The organism is Nocardioides marinisabuli (assembly GCF_013466785.1).
GTDB lineage: Bacteria > Actinomycetota > Actinomycetes > Propionibacteriales > Nocardioidaceae > Nocardioides > Nocardioides marinisabuli.
In genome coordinates, this window is the sequence record NZ_CP059163.1 from 117,260 (window position 1) to 142,409 (window position 25,150).

Below are 25,150 nucleotides of genomic sequence, written 5' to 3' on the forward strand. Positions count from 1 at the left end.
AGACCCCTTGAGTCACGGCACGTCCTCAGCCAGGGGACGCCGACACCGGCCCCGCGCGAGCGCGGGCAGGTCCTCGTACCGTCCCTCGATCAGGGCGATCCGCTTCGCCCGGCTCCATCCCTGGATCCGCTTCTCACAGGCGTAGGCCTCGTCCCTCCGCTGGAACTGAACCGCCCAGACCAGCCGCACCGGACGACGTCGACTGGGTGTGGTGTACTCAGCTCCCTCTCCGCGGTCGTGTTGGCTGATGCGGCGCTCGAGGTCGGTGGTGCTGCCGACGTAGAACGAGCCGTCGGCGCACTCGAGGATGTAGGTCCAGGCCATGGCATGGACGCTGTCCTGATCCACGGCTGGGCGCTCCGGGTGGCGGCGACGCTCAGGACAGCGCTGAGGCTCAGCGGGGCTGTGCAGGACAGGTGGGCCGGTCACCGGGTCTCGGCGACGCTCCTCGCTGAGGCTCCTGTCCGTCGGTCGAGCAGCGAGGGCCGAAGGCTCGAGCGTCGCCGAGACCCCCGCCACCACACGGCGTACGGCGGGCGCGCCACTCACCGGGTCTCGGCGACGTTCGTCGCTGGCGCTCCTCACTGCTCGACCAACGGCGGGAGTCCTCGTCGTACGCCGAGTGGGCACCTCACCGGGCCTCGACGGGCACACGTCGCTCGCGCTCCCACCCGTAGGTCGAGCAGCGAGGGCCGAAGGCTCGAGCGTCGCCGAGACCCCGCCACCACACGGCGTACGGCGGGCGCGCCACTCACCGGGTCTCGGCGACGTTCGTCGCTGGCGCTCCTCACTGCTCGACCAACGGCGGGAGTCCTCGTCGTACGCCGAGTGGGCACCTCACCGGGCCTCGACGGGCACACGTCGCTCGCGCTCCCACCCGTAGGTCGAGCAGCGAGGGCCGAAGGCTCGAGCGTCGCCGAGACCCCGCAACCACACGGCGTACGGCGGGCGCGCCACTCACCGGGTCTCGGCGACGTTCGTCGCTAGCGCTCCTCACTGCTCGACCAACGGCGGGAGTCCTCGTCGTACGACGAGTGGGCACCTCACCGGGCCTCGACGGGCACACGTCGCTCGCGCTCCCACCCGTAGGTCGAGCAGCGAGGGCCGAAGGCTCGAGCGTCGCCGAGACCCCGCAACCACACGGCGTACGGCGGGCGCGCCACTCACCGGGTCTCGGCGACGCTCCTCGCTGGCGCTCCTCGCTGCTCGACCAACGGTGGAACCGCCGGGGCTCAGACGGCGCTGCCGGGTGGTGCTCGTCACTGCTGGATGCGTGGGTCGTGGGTCTCTCACCCTGGTGGCGGCTTGCAGGTGGGGGCGTGGGCCGGAAGGGTGGAGGCATGGTCGGACGCATCCCTGTCATGGACGTCACGCCGCTGGTCGACCTCGGTCGACAGCCGGCGAAGGCGACCGTCGGTGAACCCTTTCCCGTCGCCGCCACCGTGTTCCGCGAGGGGCACGACAAGCTGTCGGCGGAGGTGGTGCTGACCGGGCCCGACGGACGCCGCGCCGCACCGGTGCGGATGCGCAAGCTGGCCGATCCGCCCGACCGCTACCTCGCCTGGGTGACCCCCGACGCGGAGGGCGCCTGGACCTTCGAGGTGCAGGCCTGGTCGGACCCGCTGGCCACCTGGCAGCACGCGGCGGGCCTCAAGATCCCTGCCGGCGTCGACGTGGAGCTGATGTTCACCGAGGGCCGCCTGCTGCTCGAGAAGGTGCTGGCCGAACTGCCGAGGGTCGACCCCGCCCGCGAGGTGCTGGGCGCCGCGGTCGCAGCCGCCCAGGACACCTCGCGGCCCGCCGAGGCCCGGCTCGCCGCGCTCCAGGACCCCGCCCTGCTGGCGGTGCTCGAGGAGCACCCGATCCGCGAGCTGATCAGCGTCGAGGGCCCCTTCCCGGCGTACGCCGACCGCGAGCGCGCGCTCTTCGGCTCCTGGTACGAGTTCTTCCCGCGCTCCGAGGGCGCCACCCGCGACGAGAAGACCGGCAAGGTCACCAGCGGCACGCTGCGCACCGCGGCGAAGCGGCTCGACGCGGTCGCCGAGATGGGCTTCGACGTCATCTACCTGCCGCCGATCCACCCGATCGGCGAGGTCAACCGCAAGGGCCCCAACAACACCCTGACCCCGGGCCCCGACGACACCGGCTCGCCGTGGGCGATCGGGTCGAAGGACGGCGGGCACGACGCCATCCACCCCGACCTGGGCGACTTCGACGACTTCGACGCCTTCGTGGCGAGGGCTCGTGAGCTCGGCCTCGAGGTCGCGCTCGACCTCGCGCTCCAGGCCGCGCCCGACCACCCGTGGGTCACCGAGCACCCCGAGTTCTTCACCACCCGCGCCGACGGCTCGATCGCCTACGCCGAGAACCCGCCGAAGAAGTACCAGGACATCTACCCGGTCAACTTCGACAACGACCCGGAGGGCATCCGCCGCGAGGTGCTGCGGATCGTGAAGCTGTGGATGTCGCACGGCGTGCGGATCTTCCGCGTCGACAACCCGCACACCAAGCCGGTGGCCTTCTGGGAGTGGCTGCTGGAGGAGGTGCGCCGCACCGACCCCGACGTGATCTTCCTGGCCGAGGCCTTCACCCGCCCGGCGATGATGCGCGGGCTCGGCGCGGTGGGCTTCCAGCAGAGCTACACCTACTTCACCTGGCGCACCGCGAAGTGGGAGATCGAGGAGTACCTCACCGAGCTCGCCACCGAGACCGACCACCTGATGCGGCCCAACTTCTTCGTCAACACCCCCGACATCCTGCACGCGTTCCTGCAGTACGGCGGCCCGGCGGCGTTCAAGATCCGCGCGGTCCTGGCCGCCACCGGCTCCCCGACCTGGGGCGTGTACGCCGGCTACGAGCTGTACGAGCACGTGGCCGTCAAGCCCGGCAGCGAGGAGTACCTGGACTCGGAGAAGTACCAGATCCGCATCCGCGACTGGGAGGGCGCCGAGGCCGAGGGCCGCACCCTCGCGCCGTACCTGACCCGGCTCAACCAGCTGCGCCGCCAGCACCGGGCGCTGCAGCTGCTGCGCACCGTGGTCATCCACGGCAGCGACGACGAGAACGTCCTCGTCTTCAGCAAGCAGGCCGTGGCCGGCGACCCCACCAGCGACACCGTGATCGTGGTGGTCAACCTCGACCCGCACGCCACCCGCGAGACCACGGTGCACATCGACCTGCCGAGCCTGGGCATGGACTGGGGCGACTCCTACGTCGTCCACGACGAGATCACCGGCGAGGCCTGGAGCTGGAGCCAGCACAACTACGTGCGCCTCGACCCCCACCACGAACCCGCTCACGTGCTGAGCGTCAGGAGGACCGCGTGAACGACCCCCACCCCACCTCGCAGGACCACGGGGCGCAGGTCACCCACGCCGACGGGCCGCCGCTGGGCGACGACCCGGTCGTCGACGGCCACACCGACTCCGGTGTCGACGTCGGCCACGCCGCGCACGCGACGCCCGACTGGTTCAAGTCGGCGGTCTTCTACGAGGTCCTGGTCCGCTCCTTCCGCGACTCCAACGGCGACGGCACCGGCGACTTCCGCGGCCTGGTGGAGAAGCTCGACTACCTGGAGTGGCTCGGCGTCGACTGCCTGTGGGTGCCGCCGTTCTTCCCCAGCCCGCTGCGCGACGGCGGGTACGACGTGGCCGACTACACCGGGGTGCTCCCGGCGATCGGCACGATGGAGGACTTCCACTACTTCCTCGACGCCGCCCACGAGCGCGGCATCCGCGTGATCATCGACTTCGTCATGAACCACACCAGCGACCAGCACCCGTGGTTCCAGGCCAGCCGCTCGGACCCCGACGGGCCGTACGGCGACTTCTACGTCTGGTCCGACACCGACGAGCTCTACCAGGACGCGCGGATCATCTTCGTCGACACCGAGCCGTCGAACTGGACCTGGGACCCGGTGCGCCAGCAGTACTACTGGCACCGGTTCTTCCACCACCAGCCCGACCTGAACTTCGACAACCCCGCCGTGCACGACGCGATGATCGAGGCGATGAAGGTCTGGCTCGACATGGGCCTCGACGGGTTCCGTCTCGACGCGGTGCCCTACCTCTACGAGCGCCCCGGCACCGACGGGGAGAACCTGCCCGAGACCCACGAGTTCCTCAAGAAGGTGCGCCGCATCGTCGACGAGGAGTACCCCGGCCGGGTGCTGCTGTGCGAGGCCAACCAGTGGCCCCAGGACGTCGTGGAGTACTTCGGTGACTTCGAGTCCGGCGGCGACGAGTGCCACATGGCCTTCCACTTCCCGGTGATGCCGCGCATCTTCATGGCGGTGCGCCGGGAGTCGCGCTACCCGATCTCGGAGATCCTCGAGCAGACCCCCGCGATCCCGCACAACTGCCAGTGGGGCATCTTCCTGCGCAACCACGACGAGCTGACCCTCGAGATGGTCACCGACGAGGACCGCGACTACATGTGGTCGGAGTACGCCAAGGACCCGCGGATGAAGGCCAACATCGGCATCCGCCGGCGCCTGGCCCCGCTGCTCGACAACGACACCAACCAGATCGAGCTGTTCAACGCGCTGCTGCTGAGCCTGCCCGGCTCCCCCGTCCTCTACTACGGCGACGAGATCGGGATGGGCGACAACATCTGGCTCGGCGACCGCGACGGCGTGCGCACCCCGATGCAGTGGACCTCCGACCGCAACGCCGGCTTCTCCTCGGCCAACCCCGGCCGCCTGGACCTGCCGGTGGTCCAGGACGCGATCTACGGCTACGAGTCGGTCAACGTCGAGGCTCAGATGGAGAACCCCTCCTCGCTGCTGCACTGGACCCGCCGGATGCTCCAGGCCCGCCGCCACCACCCGGCGTTCGGCCTCGGCGAGTTCCACGACCTCGGCGGCTCGAACTCCACCGTGCTGTCCTACGTGCGCGAGCACACCGACGAGGACGGCCACGAGGACGTGATCCTCTGCGTCAACAACCTCTCGCGCTTCCCCCAGCCGGTCGAGCTCGACCTGCGCCGCTTCGAGGGCCGCCGCCCGATCGAGATCATCGGCGGCGTGCCGTTCCCCGAGATCGGCGAGCTGCCCTACCTGCTCACGCTCGCCGGCTACGGCTTCTACTGGTTCCGGCTCACCACGCCGGAGCACCACGAGGAGGGTCAGCTGCTGTGAGCGACCAGACGAGCACCCCCACGAGCGGCGACGGCCTGCCCGCCGCCCCCGACCCGCAGGTCTTCGTCGAGTACCTGGCCCGCACCCGCTGGTTCGGCGGCAAGGGCCGCCCGCTGGCCGTCACCGGCGTACGCCGCGTGGGCACGGTGCCCGGGGCGGTGCCGGGCGGGCCGCTGGTCCTGCTGTGCCTGGCCGAGGTGACCTACGACGACGTGGGGCCCGAGGCCCCCGACAAGGTGGAGCACTACCAGGTGCCGATCGCCCTCTACGGCGAGGCGCAGGAGCGGCTCGAGCACGCCCACATCGCCACCTGGGAGGACCCCGCGCGCGGCCGGCTGCACGGCTACGACGCCCTGCACGACCGCGGGGCGATGGCCTGCTGGCTGCGCTCCTTCGACCGGGCCGCGACCGAGCCCGGCGGCAACCTGGTCGACGACGACAGCTCGCTGGCCTTCCACCGGCTGCCCGGCCACGACCTCGACCTCGAGACCCACTCGACGCTCTTCTCCGGTGAGCAGTCGAACTCCTCCGTGGCCTTCGGCGAGGACGCGCTGATGAAGGTCTTCCGCAAGGTCACGCCGGGGGTCAACCCCGACGTGCAGGTGCACGAGGTGCTGAGCCGGGTCGGCTCCCCCGACGTCGCCGCGCTCTACGGCTGGCTCGACTGGGTCGACCCCGAGCAGCGCGGCGGCGACGACCACACCGACGACCCCGGCTCGGGCGGGGTGATGCAGCTGGCGATGCTCCAGCAGTTCCTGCGCACCGCCTCCGACGGCTGGGACCTGGCGCTCTCGAGCGTGCGCGACCTCTTCCGCCAGCCCGAGCTGCACGCCTCCGAGGCCGGCGGCGACTTCGCCGGCGAGGCCACCCGGCTGGGCCGCACGCTGCGCGAGGTGCACGCCCTGATGGCCGAGCACTTCCCGACCTCGACGGTCCCCGGCGCCGACGTGGCGGCGACCATGGCCGGCCGGCTGCCGCCGGCGCTGGCCGCGGCCCCCGGGCTCGAGGAGCACCGCGCCGGGCTGGAGGCGCTCTTCGCCCGGGTCGGCGACCTGGGCGAGGTCCCGGTGCACCGGGTGCACGGCGACCTGCACCTGGGCCAGACCCTGCGCACCGCGCTGGGCTGGAAGATCGTCGACTTCGAGGGCGAGCCGGCCAAGCCGCTGCACGAGCGGCTGCTGCCCGACTCCCCCTGGCGCGACGTCGCCGGGATGCTGCGCTCCTTCGACTACGCCCCGCGCGTGGTCGAGCGCACCTGGGCCGAGGACGACCCCGAGGGCTCGGAGGTGCGCGCCGCCAAGGCCGCCGAGTGGGCCAACCGCAGCAAGAACCACTTCCTCTACGCCTACGCCGACGGCGACATCAGCGACCAGCAGCGGACCCTGCTCGACGCCTACGTCGCCGACAAGGCCGTCTACGAGACCGTCTACGAGACCCGCAACCGGCCGACCTGGGTGGACATCCCGCTCCAGGCCGTCGCCGAGATCGGAGCACCATGACCCCGGAGCAGCCCGTGAGCACCACCGCCAAGCCCGTCAGCCACGACGAGCTCGACCAGCTCGTGCGCGGCGAGCACGGCCACCCCCACGCCGTCCTCGGCCCGCACCCGCACGACGGCGCGGTCACCGTGCGCGTGCTGCGGCCGCTGGCCTCCTCGGTCACGGTGTGCGGCGAGTGGGGCGAGACCCCGCTCGACCACGAGCACCACGGCGTCTGGGTGGGGGTGCTGCCGGTCGCCGAGGTGCCGGCGTACACGCTCTCGGTCAGCTACGAGGGCGAGCCGTGGGACTCCGACGACCCCTACCGGTTCCTGCCCACCCTGGGCGAGATGGACCTGCACCTGATCAACGAGGGCCGCCACGAGCAGCTGTGGACCGTGCTCGGCGCGCACGTGCACCACTACGACGCCCCCGGCACCCCCGGCGGCAGCGTCACCGGCACCTCCTTCGCCGTCTGGGCGCCCGCCGCGCGCGGCGTGCGGGTCAAGGCCGACTTCAACTCCTGGGACGGCCGCGAGCACCCGATGCGCCAGCTCGGCACCTCGGGCGTCTGGGAGCTGTTCGTGCCCGACGTCGGCAGCGGTACGTCGTACAAGTTCGCGGTGCTGGGCCCCGACGGCCAGTGGCGCGACAAGGCCGACCCGATGGCGGCCTGGGCCGAGAAGCCCGCCAGCACCGCCTCGCGCGTCTTCGAGTCCTCCTACACCTGGGGCGACGACGCCTGGATGACCGCGCGCGCCGAGAAGGCCGCGATCGAGGCCCCGATGAGCGTCTACGAGGTGCACCTGGCCTCGTGGAAGAAGAACTACGACCAGTCGATGTGGTCGTGGGAGCAGATGGCCGACGACCTGGTCGCCTACGTCTCCGACCTCGGCTTCACCCACGTCGAGATGATGCCGGTGATGCAGCACCCGTTCGGCGGCTCGTGGGGCTACCACGTGACGTCGTACTTCGCCCCCGACGCCCGCTTCGGCGACCCCGACGGCTTCCGGCTGCTGGTCGACCGGCTGCACCAGGCCGGCGTCGGCGTGATCCTCGACTGGGTGCCGGGCCACTTCGCCACCGACGAGTGGGCGCTGGCCCGCTTCGACGGCACCCCCCTCTACGAGGACCCCAACCCCCAGCGCGGCTGGCACAAGGAGTGGGGCAGCCACATCTTCAACTTCGGGCGGCGCGAGGTGCGCAACTTCCTCTACGCCAACGCCGTCTACTGGTGCGAGGAGTTCCACGCCGACGGCCTGCGCGTCGACGGCGTGGCCTCGATGCTCTACCTCGACTACTCCCGCGAGGAGGGCGAGTGGAGCCCCAACATCCACGGCGGGCGCGAGAACCTCGAGGCCGTGCAGTTCCTGCAGGAGATGAACGCGACCGTCTACCGCCGGGTGCCCGGCGTGGTGACGATCGCCGAGGAGTCGACCTCGTGGCCGGGCGTGACCCGCCCCACCGAGCACGACGGCCTGGGCTTCGGCTTCAAGTGGAACATGGGCTGGATGAACGACTCGCTGGCCTACATGGCCAACGACCCGGTGCACCGCGCCTACCACCACGGCGAGATGACCTTCTCCCTCGTCTACGCCTTCTCCGAGAACTACGTGCTGCCGATCAGCCACGACGAGGTCGTGCACGGCAAGGGCTCGATGCTGCGCAAGATGCCCGGCGACCGCTGGCAGCAGCTGGCCAACCTGCGCGCCTACCTGGGCTACATGTGGGCCCACCCCGGCAAGCAGCTGCTCTTCATGGGCACCGAGATGGGCCAGGAGTCGGAGTGGGCCGAGGCCCGCGAGCTCGACTGGTGGCTGCTCGAGCACCCCGAGCACCGCGGCGTGCAGAGCCTGGTGCGCGACCTCAACCGCACGTACGCCGACACGGCGGCGCTGTGGGCGCGCGACCACTCCCCCGAGGGGTTCATGTGGCTCGACGGCAACGACGCCGGGCGCAACACCTTCTCGTTCGTGCGCCGGGCCCCGGGCGAGCCCGACCTGGTGTGCGTCTCGAACTTCTCGGCCGTGCCGCACCACGGCTACCGGCTGGCGCTGCCGTCGGTCGGTGAGTGGGACGAGGTGCTCAACACCGACGCCGAGGGCTACACCGGCTCGGGCGTGGGCAACTACGGCGCCGTCACCGCGGTCGAGGGCGAGCACCACGGGCAGCCGGCGCACGCCGAGATCTCGGTGCCGCCGCTGGCGACGGTGTGGCTGCGGGCGCGCGCCTGAGCGCCCGCAGCCGCGGCGCGGGGTGCCTGGCTAGGGTGGCGGCGTGACCCACGAGCACCCCACCCTCACCGACGGCACGGTCACCCTGCGGCCCTCGGCGCCGACCGACCACCCGATGGCCGTCGACAAGGACGCGGCGCTGGCCTTCACGGTCGTCGTCGACGACGAGAGCGTCGGCAGCCTGGTGGTGGTCCGCAAGGACGCCACGACGGTGTGGCTCGAGGGCGGCCTCGACGACGCCCACCGGGGCCGCGGCTACGCGACCCGGGCGCTGCGGGTGCTGGTCGACTGGTCGCTGACCGCCGAGCACGAGGGCGGCCTGGGCGTCTCCCGGGTCGAGTCGCGCATCCCGGTCGACGCCGAGGGCGCCCTGCGGGTGGCCACCCGCGCCGGCCTGCGCCGCGAGGGCGTCGAGCGGGTGGTGCCCGGCGAGAGCACCACCGAGGGGTACGTCGTGCTGGCCCGCCTGGCCACCGACCCGCCGCTGAGCGAGCCCGGGGCCTTCCGCGCGCTGCTCAACTCGTTCCTGCCCCGCAAGCGCGCGATCAGCCAGATGCTGGTGCGCGACCGCGACGGGCGGGTGCTGATGTGCCAGCTGACCTACAAGCAGGACTGGGACCTGCCCGGCGGCGTCGTCGAGGTCGGCGAGTCGCCCCAGGTCGCGGTGGCCCGCGAGGTCACCGAGGAGCTGGCCCTCGAGATCCCCGCCGGCCGGCTGCTGCTCACCGACTGGCTGCCCACCTGGGGCGGTTGGGACGACGCGATCTGCCTGGTCTTCGACGGCGGCGAGCACGACGCCTCGATCACCGAGAAGATCGTCGAGCAGGTCCGCGAGATCCGCAGCGCCCGGTTCTGCACCCTCGCCGAGGTCCACGAGCACGCCGCCGGGTTCACCGCACGCCGCATCGAGGCGGCCCTGGCCAGCGCGGCGGGCTCGCCCGGCGCGGCGGCGTACACCGAGAGCGGGCGCAGCCACCCCGACCCGGCGCATACTTCACGCTGACCCGGCGCATACTTCGCGCCGACCCGGCGCAGATCTCACGCCGACCCGGCGCGAAGCACCTCGGCGAGCACGTCGGTGTCGGCACGTGCGGCATCGACCACCACCACCCCGGCACGCGGCGTGAGCTCGTCGTAGAGGCGGGCCATGGCCTCCAGCACCACGAGCGGCTGGTCGCCCGGCTTGCGTACGGCGGCCGCCCGGGCCTCGACGCGCAGCAGCACCGCCACGTCGGGGCGGGGGAAGCCGCGGCGCAGCAGCCACTCGGCCACCCGGTGGCGCCCGTAGCGCAGGCGCAGGTCGACGAGCGCGTCGAGCAGCCACCGGTCGCAGACCACGTGCACGCCCGAGCGCCGCAGGCGGCCGGCGTGCCGGGCCGCGCGCACGCTGGACAGCGCGACCGCCAGCACCCACACCCCGTCGAGGAGCCCGCCGCGGCGCTCGACGGCCGCTCCCGCAGCCCCGCTCGCCTGCCCGCTCGGCGCCTCGGCGCTCCCGCCCTGCGGGTCCTCGACTGCCACCGACACCGAGCGGTCGCGGCGCAGCAGCCGCCGCGCGATCCGGCCGACGTGCACGAGCAGCCCGAGGTCGGCCCCCACCCGCGTCCAGTGGACCAGGGCGGCCTCGTCGAGCCGCTCGAAGTGGTCGAGCAGGGCCAGTGACGCCGTGGACTTGCCGGCGCCGTCCATGCCGCTGAGGGCGATCATCCGCGGACGCGCGACCGGGGGCGTCGCGGGCCTCGTGACGGGCTCACCGACCAGCCGGGTGCGGGCGGCGCGGCGGGCGCGCGGCGAGCCGGCCAGCGCCCGGGCCACCTCCCCGGCGCCCAGGTGCTCCGCCGTCGCCGGGTCACCCGACCACGCCAGCCCCGCGATCCGGCCCAGGGCCGGGTCGACCGCCCGCGCGGCGGCCAGGACCTCGGCCGCCTCCCCGGAGGCCTCGAGCACCGAGCGCACCCGGGTCGCGCAGCGCGACCACGGGCGTCCCGCCACCGCCTCCGCGGCGTGCACCAGCACCCGGTCGACCGGGGCCGCCACGAGCAGGCCCAGCGTCCCCGGCGCCGCGCGTCGTCGTACGTCGGGCAGCGGCGGGTACATCGCCGGCCACGCGTGGTCGGCCAGCACGTCCACGACCACGTCGAGGTCGGGGAGTCGGCGCCACAGCACCCGGCCGGGGTCCTGGGGCGCCGGGACGAGGCCGGCCGCGCGCAGCGCCCGGGCCACCGGGGCACCGCCGCCGGGCAGGACGACCACATCGAGGTCGTTGCCGGTCAGGTCCTCGCCGCGCCACAGCAGCAGGTGCGTCCCCACGTCGCGAGTGATCCTCGCGAGCACGAGCTCGACCGCTGCCGGGTCCATGTCAGTGCTCGGCCTCGGAGCGCCGGTCGCGCCACCGCATCGTGGCGCGCAGCGCGAGCGCCGGGGCGAGTGCCACGCGACCGCGCAGCGGCACGACCAGCGTGTCGAGCCGCCGGCGGTCGGGGTAGAGCATCGTCGAGGGGCTGGCGGGGTCCTCGACCGAGCCCGAGTCGATCCACCCGAGCGCGGGGTCGTCGTGGAAGGCCTCGAGCACCGCGACCTCGAGCTGCAGCCCGGGCGAGGTCGAGGCGAAGGCCTCGTCGAAGGCGGTCTTGACGTGGAAGGCACCGTCACCGCCGACCAGCACGCACAGCGCCGCCACGACCGTGTCGCCGCCGCGCAGCTCCCACAGCTGGGCCCTGCCGCGGGCTGCGGCCTCGACGAAGGTCTCGGTGAAGGCGGCCCCGCGCGCGGGGTCGGCGGCCAGCGCGGTGCCCGACTCGCCCTTCCAGCCCGCTGCCTCCAGGGCCAGGAAGCGGGCGACGGCGGCCTCGGGGTCCTCGGCGGAGCGCTCCTCCAGCCCGACCGGGGCGCCGAGCTCGCGCTCGAGGCGCCGCCCCCAGCGCCCGAGCCGGCGCCGGCGCGACGAGCTCAACCGCCCGTCGAGGTACGTCGGCTCGGCGCGGCGGTGCACCACGGGCCGGTCGGTGCAGGCCAGCGCCACCGGCGCCGCGCGTGAGGCGAGGGCGCCCTCGAGCGCCGTACGCACCGGGCCGTCGCCGGGCAGCTGCTCGAAGGACAGCCAGCCACTCGCACCGGTGGCGAGCCGGGCGAGGGCGCTGCGCCAGGTGGCCTCGGGGTCGGGGCTGTCGAGCAGCGGGGTCTCGAGGAAGCAGTCGTCGTGGCCCCAGGCCCGGTAGGTCGGCACGGGGACCCGACGGTAGGAGCGCGAGCGGAGCACCGGCAGCGCCAGCTCGACGCGCCGCCCCGCTCGACCACGAGCAGCTCGGCGGTCGGCGCAGGCGGGCAGGTGCCGGGCGGCCGCGAGCACCGGGCCGGGCTCGACGTAGGGGTTGGGCTCGACGGCTCGACCGGCCAGGTCGTGCCAGGCGTCGCGCAGCGCGGTGTCGACGTCGCGCAGCGGCACCAGGCGGGCACGTCGACCAGGTCCGTCAGCCATCGCGCCACCTGTTCCGGAGCACCGCCAGCACCGGCCCCGGGTCGCGCAGCCGGGCGTGCGGGTGCACCGAGCCCGGCGCCTGCGCCAGCGTCGACAGCACGTCGCGGGCCAGGCCCCCACGGCGCTCGACCCGCGCCCGTGACAGGTCCTCGAAGAACGACTGGAAGCGCACCCCCACCCGGCCGGGTCCGGCCGGGGTGACGTCGTCGCCGAGCGCGGCGCGCGCCCACAGGTCGGGCAGGGCGACACCGCTGCCGACGGCCAGCGCGAGGCTGCCGTAGAAGCGGCCGTTGAGGTCGATAAGCCGGGGCGCCCCGCCGGGCGCCGTCATGAACTGCAGGTTCGCCAACCCCCACCAGCCCAGCTCCGCGAGCAGCCGTCGTACGCCGGCGAGCAGGTCGGGGTCGACGGGGACGGTCACGGCCCGCGAGCTGGTGAGCCGGCCCGAGAGCCGCGGGCTCCACTGCTGCACGGCCCCGAGCAGGCGCCCCTGACGGTCGACGACGACGCTCAGCGCCGAGAGCCGACCGTCGACGACCTCCTGCAGCAGCGGCTCGCCGCCGGCCGCGCTCATCAGCCGCGCCACCTGCTGCGCCTCCTCACGACCGGCGCACACCCGGGCCATCAGGTGGCGCGCGCTGCCACCGGCGGTGGGGTCCCAGTGCAGCCGGGCCTTCACCACGACCGGGCCGTCGACCATCTCCAGCGCCTCGGCGGTCGCGGCCACGGTGCGCGGCGCCGCGAGCCCGACGCGCTGGGCCGCCTCGACCAGGGCCAGCTTGTCGACCGCGGCCACCACGTCGGTGTGCTCGCCGTAGGGCACCACGCACCCGATCTCGTCGCGGCGGGCCGAGACCAGCAGCACCTCGATGTCGTCGGCGCCGAAGACGACGTCGTAGCCGTGCTCGGCCACCAGCCGCGCCAGCGCGGCGACGAAGGCGTCGGGGTCGGCCTCGGGGGGCGGCACCTCGTGGTCGCGGCGCACCGCGCGCGAGTACGTCGGCCGCCCGTGCGAGGCGGCCACCCCGACCTCCCAGCCGGCTGCGCTCAGCGAGCGCGCCGCGGCCAGCACGTGCACCCCGCCGCTGTGGACGATGAGGGCACGGCGAACGTCCGGACCGGACGCCCCGGTCCGACCTGAGGAAGGGAGCACGGCGACATCCTTCCAGAACTCCCACCACCCCGGCGCGATCGAGCGCGCTGAGGCCGGGTCGGTGCGACTTCGGGCCGGGTCAGCGCGACATTTGCGACGGGTCAGCGGGAGGTTTGCGACGGGTCAGCGCGAGGTTTGCGCCGGGTCGGCGGGAGATGTGGGACGGGTGAGGAGGTCGCGGGCCAGGACGGTGGCGCCGACGACGGCGGCCGGCATCACCGCCACCGCGCCGAGCGGCACCAGGAAGCACGCCTGGGTGGCCATCCCGAAGCCCAGCACCCGCGCCCGGTGCCCGCGCAGCAGGTCGCGGCGCTGCACCCGGTCCATGCCCCGGGCCTCCAGGGGGCGGGCCAGCAGCTCCCCGGCCAGCAGCCAGCCGGAGACCGCGAGGCCGGCCACGGCGCCGACGACCGCGCCGACGACCGGCAGCAGCCCCACGAGCAGCACGCCCAGGGCGGTCGCCAGCCCGAGCGCGACCAGCACCAGGGAGTCGGAGACCGAGCGCCAGGCCGAGAGCCCCGAGGTCGGCACCGGTCCGCCGAGCCAGGCCTCGGTCTCGCGCCAGATGCGCGCGTAGAAGGGGTCCCCGACCGCCAGCGTGGCGGCGGTGAAGGTGACCGAGGTGAGCACCAGGAAGCCGACCAGCACCAGCAGCCCGAGCCCCAGGCGCAGCAGCCCGCGCAGCGCCTCGGCCCACCCGTCGGCGAACGGCGTGGCCCAGGCGACGAGGTCGCCGAGGTTGACCAGGAGCGCGACCAGCGCCGCCAGGACCACCAGCAGCACCAGCAGGGCGGGCACCGCGCCGAGCAGCATCAGCCCGGGCCGGCGCCGCCAGGTCGCCAGCCCGCGCCCGACGTACGCCGCCCCGGCGACGCCGTCGAGCAGGGCCATGACCTCGGGCCTGCTCAGAAGAGGGCGTTGGCCAGGTTGCCGCGCCCGCGCAGCACCCGCTCGTCGTCGTTGCCGACGGCGGCGAAGAGGCCCAGGAGGTGCTCGCGGGCCTTGGTGCGGTCGTCGCCGCTGGTGCGGCGCACGAGGTCGACCAGGCGGTTGAAGGCGTCCTCGACGTGGCCGCCGGCCAGGTCGAGGTCGGCGCAGAGCGTCTGCGCCTCGACGTCGTCGGGGTTCGCCGCCGCCGCGGCCCGCGCGGCGTGCAGGTCGACGCCCTGGGTGCGCTGCATGACCTTGGCGATCGCCAGGCCGGCGACGGCCTCGGCGTCGGCGGGGTTGGCGTCGACGAGCTTCTGGTACTCCGCGACCGCGAGGTCGATGTCGCCCGAGCCCAGCGCGTCCTGGGCGGCGGCGTAGCGGGGGTCGACCTGCTCGGCCTCGCCCTCGTCGCCGGCCGGGGCGCCCGCACGCGGCTGGTGGCGCCCGGTCATCCCCTGCGCGGTGAGCTGCTGCACGACCTGGGTCAGCGCGCCCCGCAGCTCCTCGAGCGGCACGACGTCCTGCAGCAGCGGCGCCGGGCGGCCCTCGAGCACGGCCACCACGTAGGGCAGCGACTGGACTTGCACCGCCTGGGCGATCTGCGGGGAGGTGTCGACGTCGACGAGGCCGACCAGGAAGCGGCCGTCGAACTCGTCGGCCAGCGTCGCGAGGTCGTCGGCCATCTGGCCGCTCTCGGGCAGCTGGGTGCGCGAGTAGAAGGCCAGCAGCACCGGGGCGGTCATCGACGACTCGATGGTGGTCTGGAAGTTCTGCTCGTCGACCTGCACGGCGTAGGCCCCCGCACCACCGGCACCACCGGCACTGCTGCCGCCCGCGCCGGCACCGGGGGCACCGGGGGCACCGGGCTGGGCGGGCGGCGCCTGGGCGGGGCGCTTGAGGGCGGAGAGGTCGATCGCACCGGGACGGGAGAACGGCTGCTGCGTCATGTCCCCCATGCTAGGGATCCTGTGGCGGCGCGCGCGGACCGGTCCGGGCCCAGGCTCGACGCGGCGGCGTGGGAGGCGCAGTCTCGTAGGCATGCTCCGCGTGCGGGTCCTGGGAGAGCGCAGCGCCGTCGACGACGAGACCGGCGAGGTGCTGACCCGTTCGTCGCGCACGATCGCGCTGATCGCCTACCTCGCGCTGCACCCGGGCAGCCCCCAGCCGCGCTCCCGGATCGCCGAGGCCTTCTGGCCCGACTCCGCTCAGCAGCAGGCCCTGACCAACCTGCGGCGCGAGCTGCACCAGCTGCGCCGGCTCCCCGGCGCCGACGCCTCGGTGGTCGTCACCGCCACCGACCTGACCTGGGTCGGGACCGGGGAGGTCGCGGTCGACCTGGTCGAGCACCTCGCCGGCCGGGCCCGCGCCCTCGACGGCACCCACGACGACCCCGACACGCTGCTCGCCGAGGGCCAGCGCGCCCTCGCGGCGTACGGCGGCGACCTGCTGCCCGGCCTGTACGACGAGTGGGTGCTGACCCAGCGCGCCGGCCTGGTCGACGGGGCCCGCGAGCTGTGCGGCGCGCTGGCCGTGGCCGCCGGCGCGGCGCGACGCTGGGACCTGGCGGTGCGCGCCGCCCGGCGGCGCATCACGCTCGACCCGCTCGACGAGACCGCCTACCGCGACCTGATGCGGCTGCAGGCCGAGCAGGGCGACCGGGCGGGGGCGCTGGCCACCTTCCACCGCTGCGCCGACGTGCTGGAGGAGCAGCTGGGCGTGCGACCCGACCCGGCCACCTGCGAGCTGCGCGACCGGCTGGTGGCCGACCGGGCCGCCGCCGAGCCGGAGCCCCCGGAGCCCACCTCCGTGGGCCTGGTGGGGCGGGCCGACGAGCTCGCGTGGCTCGAGCGGGCGCTGGAGGACGCGGCGCGCGGCTCGGTGCGCACCGTGCTGGTCACCGGCGAGCCCGGCGTCGGCAAGACGCGCCTCGTCGACGAGCTGGTGCAGCGTGCCGCGGCGGCGGGGGCCTGCGTGGCCGGCGCCCACTGCTACGCCGACGCGGCCCCGCTCCCGCTGGCCCCGGTGGCGCAGTGGCTCGCCGAGCCGGCGCTCGAGCCGTGGCTGGCGGCCCTGCCCGCCCCGTGGCGCGAGGAGGTCGACCGCCTGCTGCCCGGCGGCGGGGGCAGCGCCGACGGCGGCGGCGGCCGCGGTGTCGTGGACGCCTGGCGACGCCACCGGTTCTCCCGCGGCCTCGCCGAGGCGCTGCGCCCGCCCGGGCGCGTGGTCGTGCTGGTGCTCGAGAACGCGCAGTGGTGCGACCTCGAGACCCTCGAGCTGCTCGGCCTGCTGCGCAGCGACGACCCGCGGCGCCCGCTGCTGCTGGTGCTGACCGCCCGCAGCGGCGACCTGGGCGCCGGTCCCGGCCTCGACGGCTGGGTACGCCGTGCGCGCGCGGCAGCCCCGGTGCGCGAGCTGCCCCTGCGACCGCTGGGCCCCTCGGCGAGCGCGCCCTGCTGCAGCGCCTGTGCCCCGGGGCCACGACCGAGCAGGCCCGGCTCCTGCACGCCGCGACGGGAGGTTTCCCGCTGCACCTGGTCGAGGCGGTGCGGCGCGACCCGGGGCTGGTCGACCTCGACGTGGCCTCCCCCGACCTCGGCGAGCTGCTGCGGAGCCGCTTCGACGACCTCGACGCCGAGTGCCGGGGCGTCGTCGACCTGGCGGCCGCGGTCGGGCGCGACGTGGCGCTCGACCTGCTCGTGGCCGCCTCCGATCTCTCCCCCGAGGCGGTGGTGCGTGCCGTCGACGAGCTGTGGCGCCGGCGGATCCTGACGGTGCACCGCGAGCGCTACGACTTCTCCCACGATCTCCTGCGCCGCGCGGCGTACGAGCAGCTGACCCCGGCGACCCGCTGGCTGCTGCACCGCCGGGTCGCGGCGGGGCTCGAGGAGCTGCACGCCGGCGACCTCGACCCGGTCGCCGACCAGCTGGCCGAGCAGTACGCCCGGGCGGGAGCCACCCGTCGCGCCTGCGAGCTCTTCCAGCGCGCGGCGCAGCTGGCCGACTCGGTCTACGCCCACGCCGACGCGGCCCGGCTGCACCGCCGCACGACCCGCCTGGTCGCCGACCTGCCGGCGGGCCCGGGCCGCGACCGGCGCGAGCTGCGCGCCCTCTCCGGCCTGGCGCGCTCGCTGAACGCCTCCCGCGGCTACTCCGACCCCGAGCTCGCCGCCACCCTGACCCGGGCGGTCGAGCTGGCCGAGCACGCGGGCCTGCTCGACGCCACCGTCGACGGCCTCGTGGGCCTGTGGGCCGCGCGGTTCGTGCAGGGCGACATCCCCCGCGCGCACGGGCTGGCCCAGCGGGCCCTCGCCCTCGTCGAGCCGGGCCGGCCGGGCGACCCGGACAGCGACCTGCTGCGCTCGCAGGCGCACTTCGCCTGCGCCGGCTCGCTGCTCTCGCTCGGCGCGCCGGGCGAGTCGCTGGTCCACTTCGAGCAGGCCACCACCCTGGGGGCCGACGAGGCGTCGCTCAGCATCGGCAGCCACCCCGCCGTGCACGCCCACGCCTGGTCCGCCCACGCCCACTGGCTGCTCGGCGACGCCTCGTCGGCCGGGCGGCGGGCCGAGGAGGCGGTGGCCCGGGCCCGCGCCCTCGCGCACCCCTACAGCCTGACCATCGCGCTCGGCTACGCCGCCCTGACCCGACAGCTGCTCGGCGACACCGACGGGCTGCTGGCCTGCACCGACGAGCTGGCCGAGCTGTCCGGCCGCCACGGCTTCGCCTACTACGCCGACTGGGGCGAGCTGCTCGCCGGGTGGGCCGCCGACGACGGGGCCGGCACCGCCCGGATGGAGGCGGCCCTCGCCCGGCTGCGCCGCATCGGGGCCTTCACCCGGATGCCCTACTGGCTCGACCTGCTGGCCCAGCGCACCGGCGACCCGCACCGGGCGCTGGCCCTGCTCGACGCGGCCACCGTCAGCGCCCGCACCCACTCCGACGTGTGGTGGCTGCCCGAGGTGCTGCGCCGGCGCGCCGGGCTGCTGGCGCCGGAGCAGGCGACCCCGCTGCTCGAGCAGGCCGCCGCCCTGGCCGCCGAGCACGGCAGCGCCGCCCTGCTCGAACGCTGCCGCGACGCCCTCGCCGCGACGCGAACGCTGGCTGAACGCCCCGCTCCCTAGCTTCGGCCCCGACGGGCACCGGCCCGTCCCGACGACGCACCAGGAGACCCGAGATGACCACGACCGCACCCACCAGCCCCGGCACGCGCGCCGACCGTCCTCCCTGGGAGGAGCTGACGGCCCTGCTGCGCGGCCCGCTCGTGCTGCCCGACGACGACGCCTACGACGAGGTCCGCGCCGTCTACAACGGCATGATCGACCGCCGGCCGGCGGCACTCGCGCGCTGCCGCGACACCGTCGACGTGGTCGCCGCGGTCGGCTTCGCCCGCGAGCACGGCCTCGACCTCGCCATCCGCGGCGGCGGCCACAACGCCGGCGGGCTGGGGGTCTGGGACGACGCCCTGGTCGTCGACCTGTCGCTGATGCGCTCGGTGCGCGTCGACCCGACCACGGCCACGGTGCGCGTCGACGGCGGCTGCACCTGGCAGGACGTCGACCACGCCACGGTCGGCTTCGGCCTGGCCACCCCCACCGGCTTCCTCAGCTCGACCGGCGTCGGCGGCCTGACCCTGGGCGGCGGGGTCGGCTACCTGAGCCGCCGCTACGGACTGACGGTGGACAACCTGCTCTCGGCCGACGTGGTGCTCGCCGACGGCCGGCTCGTCACGGCCGACGCCGAGCACCACCCCGACCTGTTCTGGGCGCTGCGCGGCGGCGGCGGCAACTTCGGCGTCGTCACCTCCTTCGAGTTCCGCTGCCACCCGGTCGGCGAGGGCGGCGTGGTCATCGGCGGCCCGGTGCTCTACGACATCGGTGACACCGCCGAGGTGCTGCGGTGGTACCGCGAGCTGCTGCCCTCGCTGCCCGAGGAGCTCAGCGGCTGGTTCGGGGTGATGACCATCCCGCCGGCCGCGCCCTTCCCCGAGGAGCTGTGGGGCCGCAAGGCCTGCGGCATCGTCTGGTGCTACACCGGCCCGCACGACCGCGCCGACGAGCTGCTCGACCCTGTGCGCTCCTTCGGCGAGCCCCTCGTGGTGGGCATGCACGAGATGCCCTTCAACGTGCTGCAGTCGGCCTTCAACGCCCTCTACCCCGCCGGGCTGCAGTGGTACTGGCGCGCCGACATGTACGAGTCCATCAGCGACGAGGCCGTCGACGTCCACAGCAGGTACGGCGAGGCGCTGCCGACCGGGCACTCCACGATGCACCTCTACCCCATCGACGGGGCGGCGGCGCGGGTGCCGCAGGACGCCACGGCCTTCGCCTACCGCTCGGGCGGCTGGGCGGGGGTGATGGTCGGGGTCAGCCCCGACCCGGCCGACAACGCAGCGATGACCGAGTGGGCCAGGAGCTACTGGTCCGAGCTGCACCCGACCTCGGCCGGCGGCGCCTACGTCAACTTCATGATGGACGAGGGCGAGGACCGGGTCCGGGCGGCCTACCGCGGCAACTACGCGCGCCTGGTGCAGGTGAAGACGGCCTACGACCCGACCAACTTCTTCCACGTCAACCAGAACATCCGCCCGGCCGGGGCCTGACCGGGCGGCGGGCCGCGCCGGGCACCCGGGCGGCCGCTCAGGCGGCGCCCAGGCCCCGGTGGGTCCAGCCCGCGGCCCGCCAGGCGACCGGGTCGAGGGCGCCGCGGGCGTCGACGACCGCACGGCGCTCGACCACCGCGCCGAGCCGGGCCGGTCGAGCCCGCGGAACTGGTCCCACTCGGTCAGCAGCGCGACCACGTGGGCGCCCGCCGCGGCCTCGAGGGCCGAGCCGGCGTACTCCAGCTCGGGGTGGGTGCGCCGGGCGTTGTCGAGGGCCTGCGGGTCGACCACCACCACCCGCGCACCCTCCTCGTGCAGCCGACGGGCCACGTCGAGGGCGGGCGCGTCACGCACGTCGTCGGAGTGCGGCTTGAAGGCGGCCCCGAGCACGCACACGCGCACCCCGCGCAGGTCGCCGCCGGCGGCCTCGCGCACCAGCTCGACGGTGCGCCCGCGCCGGCGCTGGTTGATGTCGTCGACCTCGCGCAGGAACCGCACGCTGTGACCGGTGCCGAGCTCCTCGGCCCGGTGGATGAAGGCCCGGATGTCCTTGGGCAGGCAGCCGCCGCCGAAGCCCAGGCCGGGCTTGAGGAACCGGCCCCCGATCCGGTCGTCGAGGGAGAGCGCGGCCGCGAGCTGGTGCACGTCGGCGCCGGACGCCTCGCACACCTCGGCCATGGCGTTGATGAAGGAGATCTTGGTGGCCAGGAACGAGTTGGCGGCCACCTTGACCAGCTCGGCGGTCGCGAGGTCGGTGACCACGCACGGCACCCCGGCGGCCAGCAGCGGCGCGAACGCCGCCTCCAGCCGCTCGCGGGCGTCGTCGGAGGTGACGCCCAGGACGAGCCGCGAGGGACGCAGGGTGTCCTCGATCGCGTGGCCCTCGCGCAGGAACTCGGGGTTCCAGGCCAGCCCGGCCGCGTCGCCCGCCGGGGCCAGGGCGGCCAGCGTCGCGGCCAACCGCTCGGCCGTGCCCACCGGCACCGTCGACTTGCCCACCACCAGGCAGGGGCGCTCGAGGTGGGGCGCGAGCGCGGTGACCGCGCCCTCGACCTGCGAGAGGTCCGCGCCCATCGAGCCGGGCAGCTGGGGGGTGCCGGTGCAGACGAAGTGCACGTCACCGAAGGCCGCCACCTCCGCGACGTCGTCGGTGAAGCGCAGCCGCCCCGAGTCCAGGGCCTTGCGCAGCATCTCGGGCAGTCCGGGCTCGTGGAAGGGGACCCGACCGCCGGCGAGGGCCTCGAGCCGGTCGAGGTCGCGGTCGAGGGCGAGCACCTCGTGCCCGAGGACCGCCATGCAGATGGCGTGGGTCGCGCCGAGGTAGCCGGTGCCGATCACGGTGAGTCGCATGGACCCCACGGTGGGCACCGGTGCCGACGTCTGCGGAGCGGTCTCGTGGAGGGCCGGTGAACGGGTGCCGAACGCTTGCGGCGCCGGGTCGCCCGTCGTTGCCGCAGCGTTCACCGAGGTGTGCGCCACCGGCCCCCGGGCGCCCCTAGCGTCGGGCCGTGCCCGCCACCACGACCCCTCGTGCGGTCTCCTCCCTCACCACCCTGCGCCTGGGCGTCGTCGGCTCGGTGCTCGTGCTCCTCGGCGGTCTCGTGATCAGCGCCGTCCCCCACAGCTCCTGGGTCGCCGACCTCGCCTGGCGGCACTCGATGCCCGGGCGGATGAGCGGTCTCGTGGTGGTGGTCGGCGGCCTCGGGCTGCTCAGCGCCGCCTGGGTCCGGCTGTGGCGGGCCGCCGGGCACGGGCACGCCGACCTGCACGCCGTGCGCCGCGCCACCGTGCTGTTCGTCCTGCCGCTGCTGGTGGCCCCTCCCCTGTTCAGCCGCGACGGCTGGAGCTACGCGGCCCAGGGCGAGCTGACCCGGCTGGGGCTCTCCCCCTACACCTGGGGCCCCGGCGTGCTCTCCGGGCCGGTCGTCGAGGCCGTCGACCCGCGCTGGCTGGCCACCCCGACGCCGTACGGCCCGCTGCCGCTGCTGTGGGGCTCGGGCACCGCGCGGCTCGTCGACTCCCCCTGGGCGATGGTCGTCGGGCACCGGCTGCTGGCCCTGGTGGGCCTGGCGCTGCTGGCCTGGGCGCTGCCGCGGCTGGCGGCCTGGACCCGCCACGACCCCGCCTTCGTCTCCGCGCTGGTCCTGCCGAGCCCGCTGGTGCTCGCCCATGGGGTCGGCGGCCTGCACAACGACCTGCTGATGGTGGGCCTGGGCGCCGCCGCCCTGGTGGTCGCGGCCGAGCGGGGGTGGGTGCTGGGAGCGGCCACCGGCGGCCTGGCCGCCGCGGTGAAGCTGCCCGGCGGGCTGGTCTGCCTCGGGGTGGTGCTGCTGAGCCTGCACGCCGGGCCGGCCTGCGCGAGCGCCTGGGCCGGGTGGCCCAGGTGGGGCTGGTCAGCGTGGCGGTGCTGGTCGGGGTCGGCGTCGTGGCCGGGACCGGGAGCGGCTGGGTGCACGCGCTCGGGGTCCCCGGCACCGTGCACACACCGCTGGCCCTCAGCGCGACCGTCGAGCTGCTGCTGCCCGGCACCCGGCTGCTCGCCCAGGTCGTGGCAGTGGGGCTCGTGGTGCTGCTGGCGCTGGGCGCGCCCACCGGCGACGGCGCGGCGGCGCTGCGCACCACCGCCCTCGCCCTGACGGCGACGGTCCTGCTGAGCCCCGTCGTGCACCCCTGGTACGCGCTGTGGTGCCTGCCGCTGGCGGCGGCCTGCCACCTGCGGGGGCGGGCGCTGGCGCTGCTGCTGTGGTTCTCCTTCGCCCTGGGGATCACCGCCCCGCTCGACTCCGAGCTGCGCGGCCTGCACGTGGCGATCGCGCTGACCCTGACCATGGTGGTGGGTCTGGCGATCGCGCTGACCTGGGCGGTCAGGCCGTCCGGCCTGCCGGCGCCCCGGCGGCCGGCACGTCCCTCGCTGCCGGCCTGAGGCCGGCGTGCACGGCGAGCATGTCGTGCACGGTCCGGTCCCAGCCGAAGACCTCGGCCCGGGCCCGGGCGGCGCTGCGCACCACGTGCTCGGGCCGGGCGGCGAGCGCCAGCACCGCGTCGGCCAGGTCACCCCGCCCGGGCGGCCCCAGGCGCCGCACACGTCGTCCGACGAGCTCCCGCGCGCCGCCGTACGACGCCGTGACCACGGGGGTGCCGCAGGCCAGGGCCTCGAGGACCGCCAGCCCGAAGGTCTCGCCGGGGCAGACCGAGAGCGCGACGTCGGCGCGGCCGAGCCGCTCGGCGAGCGCGCGGCGGCCCGCGACGTGGCCGTGGAAGGTCACCGGGGCCTCGGCGGCCAGGGCGACCAGCTCGTCGCGGTGCGGCCCGGTGCCGTAGACGTCGAGCGCACCGGCACGCCGCGCCGGTGCAGCTCGACCGCGGCACCGACCGCGAGGTGCGGGCTCTTCTCCCGCGAGAGCCGGCCGGCGTGCACCAGCCGCAGCACCGCTCCGCGCCCGGCGCGGTCGTCGGGTGGTGTGAAGGTCTCGAGGTCGACGCCGAGCGCGACGCGGTGCAGCGTGGTGCCGGCGGCGCCGGCCACCTGCTGCAGCTCGCGGCGGGCGAAGTCGGAGGTCACCACGATCTCGTCGAAGCTGCGCGCCAGCACCCGGTTGAGCACCGAGACCGGGGCGGTGATGCCGGGGCCGCCGACCTCGCGGCCGGTGCGCAGGGAGAGCATCGCGTCGAGGCGCTCGTGGGAGAACAGCACCGAGCGCACGCCGCGCCGGCGGGCCCAGTGCGCGACCGGCCACAGGGTCGCCTTGTCGGAGACCTCCACCGAGGTCGGCGCGAACTGCTCGAGGACCTCGCCGACCCGCCACGGCTCGACGATCAGCCGGTAGCCGCCGCCGACCCTCGGGGCGCGCAGCTGCACCACGTCGCCGTGCTCGGTGGCGGTGCGCCGGTCGCGCGGGCCCGGCACCACGAGCAGGCGTGGCACGCCGGCCGCCGCGTAGCCGGCGCCGAGGGTCTGCACGGCGGTCTTCATACCCCCGGAGGCGGGCCCGACGAAGTTGGCCAGCTGGGCGATCCGCACCCTCAGGCCGCCGATCGGTGCGCGGCGGGGCGCAGCACGGCTCGGTAGTGCTCCTCGACGAGCTGGCCCACGACGGACGCCCAGCTGCGCTGGGCCACCTCGCCGGCGGCCCGGGCGGCCAGGTCGGCGCGCAGGGCGGGGTCGGCGACGAGCCGCGCGACCTGCGCCTCCAGGCCACCCGTGCGGCGCGGGTCGTAGAGCAGCCCGGTGCGGTCGTGCTCGACCAGGTCGAGCGGTCCTCCCGCGGCCACGGCCACCACCGGCACCCCGCTGGCCTGGGCCTCCTGCACGGTCTGGCAGAAGGTCTCCGACTCGCCGGGGTGGACGAAGGCGTCGAGGCTGGCGAAGGCGCGGGCCAGGTCGGCGCCGCCGAGCATGCCGGTGAAGACCGCCCCGGGCATCCGGCGCTCCAGGGCCTCGCGCTCGGGGCCGTCGCCGACGACCACGACCCTCACCCCGGGCAGGCGCGAGACCTCCACCAGCCGACGCACCTGCTTCTCCGGGGCCAGGCGACCGACGTAGCCCACGACGCACTCGCCGTCCGGCGCCCACCGGGCGTGCAGCTCCGCGCTGCGGCGGGCGGGGTCGAAGAGGTCGAGCGAGACCCCGCGGCGCCACAGGTGCAGGTCGCCGACACCCATCGCCCGCAGCTGGGCGTACGACGTCGTCGAGGGCACCAGGGTGCGGTCGACGCGGCGGTGCAGCCGGCCCACCCACGCGCTGGCCAGCAGGTCGGCGCGCACCCGGTAGTGCCGCGCGAAGCCGGCGACGTCGGTCTGGTAGACGGCGACCGTGGGCACCCCGAGGCGGCGCGCGGCGCGCAGGCCCACCGCCCCGAGGGCGATCGGCGAGGCCAGGTGAACCACGTCGGGGCGGAAGTCGGCCAGGGCGCGGTGGACGGCGGCGTCGGGCAGCCCGATCGGGAAGGAGCGGTAGGTCGGCAGCCCCACCGAGCGCACCCGCACCACCGGCACCCCGTCGTACGACGACGGGCCGGGGCCGGGCGCGACGATGATCGCCTGGTGGCCGGTGCGGCGCAGGTGGTCGACGACCTGGCGCACGGTGTTGGTGACCCCGTTGACCTGGGGCAGGAACGACTCGGTGACCACGGCGACGCGCATGG

Annotated in this window: 18 protein-coding genes and 1 pseudogene; 9 read left to right on the forward strand and 10 right to left on the reverse strand. The window is 75.0% G+C overall.

Annotated features, from left to right (window positions below):
• Positions 1-12: 12 nt before the first annotated feature.
• Entirely contained in the window at positions 13-348 is a 336-nt protein-coding gene (locus tag H0S66_RS00545) for a GIY-YIG nuclease family protein (protein WP_258017040.1), read from the reverse strand.
• Positions 349-1,340: 992 nt separating this feature from the next.
• Between H0S66_RS00545 and H0S66_RS00550 the strand changes: the two genes are divergently transcribed.
• From H0S66_RS00550 to H0S66_RS00570, 5 genes are all read left to right on the forward strand, one after another.
• Positions 1,341-3,326, forward strand: coding sequence for an alpha-1,4-glucan--maltose-1-phosphate maltosyltransferase (locus H0S66_RS00550; protein WP_179617012.1), 1,986 nt, complete (start codon positions 1,341-1,343; stop codon positions 3,324-3,326).
• A 62-nt stretch (positions 3,327-3,388) separates the two neighbouring features.
• Entirely contained in the window at positions 3,389-5,137 is a 1,749-nt protein-coding gene (treS, locus tag H0S66_RS00555) for a maltose alpha-D-glucosyltransferase (protein ID WP_179617588.1), read from the forward strand.
• Positions 5,134-6,636, forward strand: a complete 1,503-nt coding sequence (locus H0S66_RS00560; RefSeq protein WP_258017042.1) for a maltokinase N-terminal cap-like domain-containing protein — start codon at positions 5,134-5,136, stop codon at positions 6,634-6,636. Before treS ends, H0S66_RS00560 begins: the two co-directional genes overlap by 4 nt.
• Positions 6,633-8,849, forward strand: coding sequence for a 1,4-alpha-glucan branching protein GlgB (gene glgB, locus H0S66_RS00565; RefSeq protein ID WP_179617013.1), 2,217 nt, complete (start codon positions 6,633-6,635; stop codon positions 8,847-8,849). Before H0S66_RS00560 ends, glgB begins: the two co-directional genes overlap by 4 nt.
• 43 nt (positions 8,850-8,892) lie before the next feature.
• On the forward strand, positions 8,893-9,852 hold the full coding sequence (locus H0S66_RS00570; protein ID WP_258017044.1) for an NUDIX hydrolase: 960 nt from the start codon (positions 8,893-8,895) through the stop codon (positions 9,850-9,852).
• A gap of 35 nt (positions 9,853-9,887) precedes the next feature.
• Here H0S66_RS00570 and H0S66_RS00575 read toward each other — a convergent pair whose 3' ends face one another.
• The 5 genes from H0S66_RS00575 to H0S66_RS00595 form a co-directional block, all read right to left on the reverse strand.
• Positions 9,888-11,159 (reverse strand): hypothetical protein, encoded by a 1,272-nt coding sequence (locus tag H0S66_RS00575; RefSeq protein WP_179617014.1) that lies wholly within the window; start codon positions 11,157-11,159, stop codon positions 9,888-9,890.
• A gap of 49 nt (positions 11,160-11,208) precedes the next feature.
• Positions 11,209-12,327: a GNAT family N-acetyltransferase gene (locus H0S66_RS00580; RefSeq protein ID WP_180923727.1), complete on the reverse strand. Its 1,119-nt coding sequence runs from the start codon at positions 12,325-12,327 to the stop codon at positions 11,209-11,211.
• Positions 12,320-13,405, reverse strand: a complete 1,086-nt coding sequence (locus H0S66_RS00585; RefSeq protein ID WP_179617016.1) for an ATP-grasp domain-containing protein — start codon at positions 13,403-13,405, stop codon at positions 12,320-12,322. Before H0S66_RS00585 ends, H0S66_RS00580 begins: the two co-directional genes overlap by 8 nt.
• Before the next feature lie 198 nt (positions 13,406-13,603).
• Positions 13,604-14,371 carry an EI24 domain-containing protein gene (locus H0S66_RS00590; RefSeq protein WP_179617017.1) on the reverse strand — a complete coding sequence of 256 codons (768 nt, stop codon included), beginning with the start codon at positions 14,369-14,371 and terminating at the stop codon, positions 13,604-13,606.
• Between the two features lie 14 nt (positions 14,372-14,385).
• Positions 14,386-15,357 (reverse strand): co-chaperone YbbN, encoded by a 972-nt coding sequence (locus tag H0S66_RS00595; protein ID WP_179617018.1) that lies wholly within the window; start codon positions 15,355-15,357, stop codon positions 14,386-14,388.
• A 91-nt stretch (positions 15,358-15,448) separates the two neighbouring features.
• Between H0S66_RS00595 and H0S66_RS00600 the strand changes: the two genes are divergently transcribed.
• Together H0S66_RS00600 and H0S66_RS00605 are read left to right on the forward strand one after the other, a co-directional pair.
• Complete coding sequence (locus H0S66_RS00600; protein ID WP_180923730.1) at positions 15,449-17,179, forward strand: AfsR/SARP family transcriptional regulator; 1,731 nt, start codon at positions 15,449-15,451, stop codon at positions 17,177-17,179.
• 1,402 nt (positions 17,180-18,581) lie between these two features.
• Positions 18,582-20,006 carry an FAD-binding oxidoreductase gene (locus H0S66_RS00605; protein ID WP_179617020.1) on the forward strand — a complete coding sequence of 475 codons (1,425 nt, stop codon included), beginning with the start codon at positions 18,582-18,584 and terminating at the stop codon, positions 20,004-20,006.
• A 213-nt stretch (positions 20,007-20,219) separates the two neighbouring features.
• Here H0S66_RS00605 and H0S66_RS00610 read toward each other — a convergent pair.
• Positions 20,220-21,356, reverse strand: a pseudogene (locus H0S66_RS00610) (UDP-glucose dehydrogenase family protein); the annotation flags it as partial.
• A gap of 158 nt (positions 21,357-21,514) precedes the next feature.
• On the opposite strand from H0S66_RS00610, the gene mptB reads away from it, so the two are divergent.
• Both mptB and H0S66_RS00620 read left to right on the forward strand, forming a co-directional pair.
• Positions 21,515-22,642: a polyprenol phosphomannose-dependent alpha 1,6 mannosyltransferase MptB gene (gene mptB / locus H0S66_RS00615; RefSeq protein WP_180923732.1), complete on the forward strand. Its 1,128-nt coding sequence runs from the start codon at positions 21,515-21,517 to the stop codon at positions 22,640-22,642.
• Positions 22,573-22,929: a hypothetical protein gene (locus H0S66_RS00620; RefSeq protein ID WP_180923735.1), complete on the forward strand. Its 357-nt coding sequence runs from the start codon at positions 22,573-22,575 to the stop codon at positions 22,927-22,929. The genes mptB and H0S66_RS00620 overlap by 70 nt, the downstream gene beginning before the upstream one ends.
• Here the strand turns inward: H0S66_RS00620 and H0S66_RS20220 are convergent.
• Genes H0S66_RS20220 through H0S66_RS00630 form a run of 3 tightly spaced genes read right to left on the reverse strand, consistent with a single transcriptional unit; the run spans position 22,871 to position 25,148 of the window.
• Complete coding sequence (locus tag H0S66_RS20220) at positions 22,871-23,299, reverse strand: glycosyltransferase (RefSeq protein WP_258017201.1); 429 nt, start codon at positions 23,297-23,299, stop codon at positions 22,871-22,873. The genes H0S66_RS00620 and H0S66_RS20220 overlap by 59 nt on opposite strands.
• A complete protein-coding gene (locus H0S66_RS20225) occupies positions 23,269-24,027 on the reverse strand; it encodes a glycosyltransferase (protein WP_258017045.1) in 759 nt (252 codons plus the stop codon). The genes H0S66_RS20220 and H0S66_RS20225 overlap by 31 nt, the downstream gene beginning before the upstream one ends.
• Before the next feature lie 2 nt (positions 24,028-24,029).
• A complete protein-coding gene (locus tag H0S66_RS00630; protein ID WP_179617023.1) occupies positions 24,030-25,148 on the reverse strand; it encodes a glycosyltransferase family 4 protein in 1,119 nt (372 codons plus the stop codon).
• Positions 25,149-25,150 lie beyond the last annotated feature (2 nt).

What these genes read in the sequence shown, in the direction of transcription:
- H0S66_RS00550 (WP_179617012.1), top strand. Translation starts at nt 1,341, where the DNA reads ATGGTCGGACGCATCCCTGTCATGGACGTCACGCCGCTGGTCGACCTC.
- glgB (WP_179617013.1), top strand. Translation starts at nt 6,633, where the DNA reads ATGACCCCGGAGCAGCCCGTGAGCACCACCGCCAAGCCCGTCAGCCAC.
- H0S66_RS00580 (WP_180923727.1), bottom strand. Translation starts at nt 12,327, where the DNA reads ATGGCTGACGGACCTGGTCGACGTGCCCGCCTGGTGCCGCTGCGCGAC.
- H0S66_RS00590 (WP_179617017.1), bottom strand. Translation starts at nt 14,371, where the DNA reads ATGGCCCTGCTCGACGGCGTCGCCGGGGCGGCGTACGTCGGGCGCGGG.
- H0S66_RS00595 (WP_179617018.1), bottom strand. Translation starts at nt 15,357, where the DNA reads ATGACGCAGCAGCCGTTCTCCCGTCCCGGTGCGATCGACCTCTCCGCC.
- H0S66_RS00600 (WP_180923730.1), top strand. Translation starts at nt 15,449, where the DNA reads ATGCTCCGCGTGCGGGTCCTGGGAGAGCGCAGCGCCGTCGACGACGAG.
- H0S66_RS00605 (WP_179617020.1), top strand. Translation starts at nt 18,582, where the DNA reads ATGACCACGACCGCACCCACCAGCCCCGGCACGCGCGCCGACCGTCCT.
- H0S66_RS00630 (WP_179617023.1), bottom strand. Translation starts at nt 25,148, where the DNA reads ATGCGCGTCGCCGTGGTCACCGAGTCGTTCCTGCCCCAGGTCAACGGG.